The following is a 6,195-nucleotide window of genomic DNA, read 5'->3' on the forward strand; positions in this document are numbered from 1 at the left end:
TGTCTATTTTTATGCAATAATAATTTATCTTAAAAGTAAAAACTAAACAGATTTAAATTAGGAGGGATTATAAATGGCAATTATAAAAGGTATGGGTTTATTAGTATTAACGTTAATAGTATTTTCAGGGTTTAGTTTAAAGGCACCAAAGGGACAAAAGGCTATGTCTGGTTTAGCAGGAGCAGCAATTGCTACTTTCTTAGTAGAAGCTATTCACAAATATATTAATGGAGACTTTTTAAAAATTCAATTTTTAGGAGATGTGGGTAGTGCATCAGGTAGCTTGGGAGGAGTTATTGCAGCCATCATAGTGCCAATATATATGGGAGTTAATCCTATATATGCAGTAACAGCAGGAGCAGCAATGGCTGGATATGGGATATTACCTGGATTTATAGCAGGATATGTTATAGGGCTTATAGCACCAATATTGGAGAAGAAGTTACCAAAAGGCGTAGATGTGATATTAGGAGCCTTATTAATTGCACCTTTGGCTAGAGTGATTGGGTTAGTATCAGCACCAGTTGTAGATACAACATTACAGAATATTGGAGATATGATTACTGTAGCAGCAGTACAATCACCTTATATTATGGGTTTTCTATTAGGTGGAATTACTAAAGTTATCTGTACCTCTCCACTAAGTTCCATGGCATTAACAGCCATGTTGGATTTACAAGGACTTGCCATGGGAATAGCTTCAATTGCCTGCGTTGGAGGCTCCTTTACAAATGGTTTAGTGTTTAAACGATTAAAGCTAGGAGATTCAAGTAATGTTTTAAGTGTTATGCTAGAGCCTTTGACTCAAGCTGATGTGGTAACAACAAATGCGTTACCAATCTATAGTTCAAATTTTATTGGTGGAGGATTAGCCGGAATTGCAGCTGCTTACTTCAAAATAATTAATAATGCTCCTGGGACTGCCTCGCCTATACCTGGATTAATTGCTCCTTTTGGGTTCAATAGTCCTAAAAATGTAGTTTTAGCAATTGTATTTGCTGTTCTAGGAGGGATCTTAGCAGGAATTGTTGGATCAACTATATCAAAGTTAATTATAGTTACTAAAAATAAGAGAAAATCAACAGAAGAGGTAATTACTGAGGTAGCATAGATAATGATAAAATCAAAAAACATAAATATTACAGAAATGTAAAAAATGCTTTTTAAAAGTAATGAATAGTGTGCTTGGAGAATAGTATATAAAAAAGCTAAATTCATGTTAAATCTTACTTATATTTTTAAAATCAAGAAAAAAAGTAGTATAATATAAGTAAGCAAGTGAATAATAAAATATCTAAGGGGGCTTCTGCATGCTAAATGGTAAGAAAATCAGGGAACTTAGAGTAGGATTAGGTTATACTTCTAAGGATATTGAAAATCTTACAAGGAGGGGAAATTATACAACTTCTATTTCCAAATCTTATTTAGAAGAAATAGAAAGGGGAGATAAGAGGAATCCAAGCTTTCAGAAGATCGAGGTCCTTGCACGAATATTATGCTGTAAATTAGATGATCTAATTTTAAAGATTAACTAGATATAAAAATATGTAAATCAATGAATTTTATAATTAAGCTAAAGTAATACTTTGGCTTAATTTTTCTTTTTGAAGGGAAAACTTATAAATAACTCGAAATATTTAATACATCATGATATGATTTTATCTAAAGAAGAGGTGAGATTATGGGGAAAGTAATAAAAATGATGGCTGAGTTGGTCAATTTAGGTCATGATATGATTCAATTGATACTCAGTATCATAGGTGTTCAAGTATCAGATAAATCATTACATTTTATAATCTTTGGAATTATTGGTATGATTATGTTTTTAATAGTCGATATAACTTTTAAGTGGATATCAAAGTGGTCGATTACTGCCATTTCTTTCATATATACATTTACTTTTTTAGCTATTTTTGCTTTAAGTGTAGAAATACAGCAGAAAATTACAGGAAGAGGTAATATGGAGTTTAACGATATTGTAGCAGGTATATTAGGGTTTGTTACTTTATTTGGAGCATATGCTTTTGTACGTCTATGTATCGTATTTGGGAAAAAAGCCTATTATAAGCGTAAAAACATAGACAGTAATAAATAATGAAAAAAGGTGCAAGCTTAATAATAAGAAGTATCCTTTTTTTCTATATTGATATTAGAGTTAGTATTTTTATTTGAGAAATAGATAGATGCGTTTATTTCTCCTCCTATCAGTATAATAATACTACTAAGGTATAACCAAATTAATAAAATTATTATACCCCCAATACTCCCATAGGTTCTTGAAAAGCTATTGAAATTATTAACATAATATGAAAATGCCATAGATATAAAGATCCATCCAAAAGTAGAAAATATTGCACCAGCATATACCTCTTTATAAGATAGCTTGAAGTTGGGTGCAAATCTATATATAGAAGCAAACACAATAAAAAGTCCTCCTAAAGGAAGTGCGTATCTTAAAACACTCCATAGGATTTGATACATAACTGGTATTCCTAGGAAACCAAATAATTCTTCTGTTAGGAGCTTTCCAAATACTATGGCAATGAATGCAAACAATATGGCTATAGCTAATGCAATTGTGAAAAGCATTCCCATCCCTTTGAGCTTAAAATAAGATCTATCTTCTCTCTCATTATACGCTTTGTTTATTCCCTTTATTATAGACTTTGCACCTTGAGAGGAAGTCCATAATGTCGCAATCATACCTATGGACAATAACGAAGTGCTTCTGCTCTTTAATACTTCATTGATAATGCCAATAACCATTTTATAACTTTCATAAGGAAGAACATTGGATAAGTTTATTAATACTTCATCTTGAGTTACTGGAGAATAACTTGCTATGGTAATTAGAAATATTAAAAATGGGAAAAATGATAATATTAGATAATAAGTAATCTCAGCTCCGACCGCAGTAACTTCATCTTTTTTTATTCTTGAGAAAATATCTTTAATGAGACTTAATATGTTTATAAACTTCAATTCAATTCCTCCTTATTGCTCCATATATAATTATAACATAACTAAAAATTCATATGTACATCAGTAAAGTACTATTAATATGTAAAGATAAATTGAATTGAAATCTATCACATATAGAGATATAATAATAGTTGTTTATGGAAAATTATTACTACATAATTTAGACATTTTAAGTCTATGTAGTTGATTTTTATATATGTATATAATCAAGTGTTTAAATGCTACTAATATTAGTGTATATACTTAAGGAGGTAAAATATGCTAGAAGTTAAGTCATTTACTAAAAAATTTAAGAATATTGAAGCAGTTAGTAATATTAGCTTTACCATGAAATCGGGAAGTATAGTAGGACTACTTGGACCTAATGGAGCAGGTAAAAGTACTACTATTAAAACAATTGCAGGTTTGTTAAAGAAAACTGCAGGAGAGATTACAATAGGTGGATTGCCAAGTAAATCAATAGATGCTAAAAAGAAATTTACGTACATTCCAGAGGTACCTGAATTATATGACATGTTAACTGTAAAAGAACATTTAGAATTTATCGCAAATGCATATGAAGTGGATGATTGGGAAAAGAAAGCTGAGAAGCTATTTAAGAGATATGATTTATATGATAAACAAGATAAATTTGGCAAAGAGTTATCGAAGGGAATGAAACAGAAAGTATCTATTTGTTGTGGATTACTTCCGGAACCAGATTTATATTTGTTTGATGAACCTATGATAGGACTGGATCCAAAGGCTATTAGGGAAACTAAAATTATATTTAAAGAACTCAAGGAGCAAGGGAAAACAGTCTTTGTAAGTACTCACCTTCTAGATAGTATTGAAAATGTATGCGATAGAATACTAGTTATGAAAAATGGTAAAATAATAGCCGATGGAGATATCAATTCATTGAAGAAGCAGCTAGGAAATAATGAACATGCTTCCTTAGAAGAGGTCTTTTTAGAGGTGACAAAAGATGAATAATTATAGTACTCTTTTTAAAAAAGATATATGGACATTAAAAAATTATGTTCTAGAATTAAAGAGGAATCCTAAGAGACTAATTATTTACATAATCTATTTGCTGTGGTTTCTAATGATAGCTTTTAACGGAATAAATGCAATTAATAGGCAGAAGGAAGTCGATTTTAACTTTAGTTTAGGACCACAAATATTAGGAGCTTTATTCATTACTTTAATTACAGGACTTTTAATATTTAGTTTGTATAAAGGAATAAAAGAATCATCAACCTTTTTTAGTATGGGAGATGTTCATTTTCTATTTCCATCGCCAATATCACCGAAAAAAATATTACTCTATAATATGATTAAATATTCTTTGTTCTATCTAATGGTTTATGGATTTGTTACGGCAGCCATTATTCCAAGTATAACTAATTTTGTTAAAATTGATATAAACTATATTCCATTTATGTATCTCGGATTTATAGGTGGAGTGATAGTAATAGAGCCACTGAGATTTTTGATTTTTTCAATTGGCACTAAATATAGAATACAATCTGTTATCCAAAATATAATATACGGATTTATAGGCGCTTTTATTATATTTATTTTAGGAAATATGCTTTACTATGGAAACATTATTGATGGAGTACTTAAGGGATTAAACTCTCCTATAATTAATTTTTTACCCCTCATAGGTTGGAGCAAAATCATTTTTATGGTACCTATTGCTGGCTTTAATACATATACAATAATAGCCATGGCTCTAGAAATTTTACTTATTGTATTATGTGTATTCTTAGCATATTATACAGCTGATGATTATTATGAAGATGTCATAGGAATTACACAGACTAGAACCATGAGAAAAAGAAATAAGAAAATAGGAAATACAAAAACGCCTAGGTTCTTTGTGAGAAAAGATAAAGATATAAAAGTAAGAGGAAAAAGAAAGGGCCCAATGGCTCTATTTTGGAAATCAAAAATTCAGTATCAAAGAACTGATTTAAATGTGTATTTTAGTATGTTTACTGTTATATTACTAGTTATAGCTATAGTGATTGGTATAATAGCTTCAAAAAATGGAGCAGGGTCATTTATAATGTATATAGCTAATGGTTTCTTGGCTTATATGATATTTATATTCTCAGCGACAACTGTTGCGAATCACGAGTTGTCTAAGCCGTATATATATTTAATTCCTGGAACTACCTTTAAGAAGATTTTTGCCGTTCATGCAATAGATGTAATAAGAATGCTAATTAATGCCATTGTATTTAATATTGCTTTAGGTATATTGGTTAAGGGATCAATATTTACTATTATTATGTTTAGCATTTTCATAGTCAGCTTTTATATCTTAAATCTTAGCTCTAATTTTATTGTTCGAGTCCTATTTCCAAGCAAATTGGACCAAAAGGTATTAACACTTTTCTTTTTGATGATTCAATTTTTATTTATTATTTTGCCAGGTGGAATTGTAGGTGCTATAAGTGTGTTATTATTCCATAGTGGTTTTGCTTTTTTTGTTGGAGTTTCTGTTGTGAATATTATAGAAATTACTATATTATTACTACTTTCAAATTTAATTTTTTCAAATATGGAATGGCGATAGTTTTTAATAAGGAATTTGTTTTAATATTAAATTCTTTTAAAAGACATATTATGATATAATTTTACATAGATGATTAACATAATGTGAAGGAGGGATAGAGTATGGCTATCAGATGGAAGGAAAGCTATAGCTGCAATATCGAAGCAATAGATAATCAGCATAAAAAACTGTTTGAGATTGGAGATGAATTGTACACTATAGTGACATTAGATGATGGACTTGATCATTATGATGAAATAAATAGTATATTACAAAAACTAAAGGACTATGCAATTCACCATTTTAATTATGAAGAAGAACTAATGGGGAAATATAACTATTCTGAGCTAGATGAACATAGGAAACAGCATGATAGGTTTGTTAATAAGGTTATTGAGTTAGAACACAAGGATTTTGATGAAGATCAAAAGGCAATATCACTTAAGATGGTTATGTTTATTGCTGACTGGATAGAAAAGCATATATTAGGAACAGACTTTAAATATAAAGAATTTTTTGATAAAAAAGGAATCAACTAGGACAATGGCTGAATTTTTGCCATTGTTTTTTTCGTGAACTACTCACCACTTGCTCACGCAGAGGTGGGAGCTTCTAGAATCAAGTGCTAGAACTTTTCCTGTTTCCTAGAGTTGTGCCTTTTATAA

Annotated in this window: 7 protein-coding genes; 6 read left to right on the forward strand and 1 reads right to left on the reverse strand. The window is 29.8% G+C overall.

The window, feature by feature from the left end:
* The first annotated feature begins 73 nt into the window (after window positions 1-73).
* The 3 genes from JMO20_RS07575 to JMO20_RS07585 all read left to right on the forward strand — a co-directional run bounded on the left by JMO20_RS07575 (window position 74) and on the right by JMO20_RS07585 (window position 2,095).
* Window positions 74-1,111, forward strand: coding sequence for a PTS sugar transporter subunit IIC (locus JMO20_RS07575; RefSeq protein ID WP_202708943.1), 1,038 nt, complete (start codon window positions 74-76; stop codon window positions 1,109-1,111).
* 199 nt (window positions 1,112-1,310) lie between these two features.
* A complete protein-coding gene (locus JMO20_RS07580) occupies window positions 1,311-1,535 on the forward strand; it encodes a helix-turn-helix domain-containing protein (protein WP_202708944.1) in 225 nt (74 codons plus the stop codon).
* A 146-nt stretch (window positions 1,536-1,681) separates the two neighbouring features.
* Window positions 1,682-2,095, forward strand: coding sequence for a VanZ family protein (locus JMO20_RS07585; protein ID WP_202708945.1), 414 nt, complete (start codon window positions 1,682-1,684; stop codon window positions 2,093-2,095).
* 17 nt (window positions 2,096-2,112) lie between these two features.
* On the opposite strand, the gene JMO20_RS07590 is transcribed toward JMO20_RS07585, so the two are convergent.
* Window positions 2,113-2,982, reverse strand: coding sequence for a YihY/virulence factor BrkB family protein (locus tag JMO20_RS07590; RefSeq protein ID WP_202708946.1), 870 nt, complete (start codon window positions 2,980-2,982; stop codon window positions 2,113-2,115).
* 258 nt (window positions 2,983-3,240) lie between these two features.
* Here JMO20_RS07590 and JMO20_RS07595 point away from each other — a divergent pair, with 258 nt between their 5' ends.
* The 3 genes from JMO20_RS07595 to JMO20_RS07605 all read left to right on the forward strand — a co-directional run bounded on the left by JMO20_RS07595 (window position 3,241) and on the right by JMO20_RS07605 (window position 6,069).
* Window positions 3,241-3,957 carry an ABC transporter ATP-binding protein gene (locus JMO20_RS07595; RefSeq protein ID WP_202708947.1) on the forward strand — a complete coding sequence of 239 codons (717 nt, stop codon included), beginning with the start codon at window positions 3,241-3,243 and terminating at the stop codon, window positions 3,955-3,957.
* Window positions 3,950-5,551 carry a putative ABC exporter domain-containing protein gene (locus JMO20_RS07600; protein WP_202708948.1) on the forward strand — a complete coding sequence of 534 codons (1,602 nt, stop codon included), beginning with the start codon at window positions 3,950-3,952 and terminating at the stop codon, window positions 5,549-5,551. The genes JMO20_RS07595 and JMO20_RS07600 overlap by 8 nt, the downstream gene beginning before the upstream one ends.
* A gap of 101 nt (window positions 5,552-5,652) precedes the next feature.
* Window positions 5,653-6,069 carry a bacteriohemerythrin gene (locus tag JMO20_RS07605; RefSeq protein WP_202708949.1) on the forward strand — a complete coding sequence of 139 codons (417 nt, stop codon included), beginning with the start codon at window positions 5,653-5,655 and terminating at the stop codon, window positions 6,067-6,069.
* Window positions 6,070-6,195 lie beyond the last annotated feature (126 nt).

Origin of the sequence: Sporosalibacterium faouarense, assembly GCF_016765695.1 — a bacterium.
GTDB lineage: Bacteria > Bacillota > Clostridia > Tissierellales > VENL01 > Sporosalibacterium > Sporosalibacterium faouarense.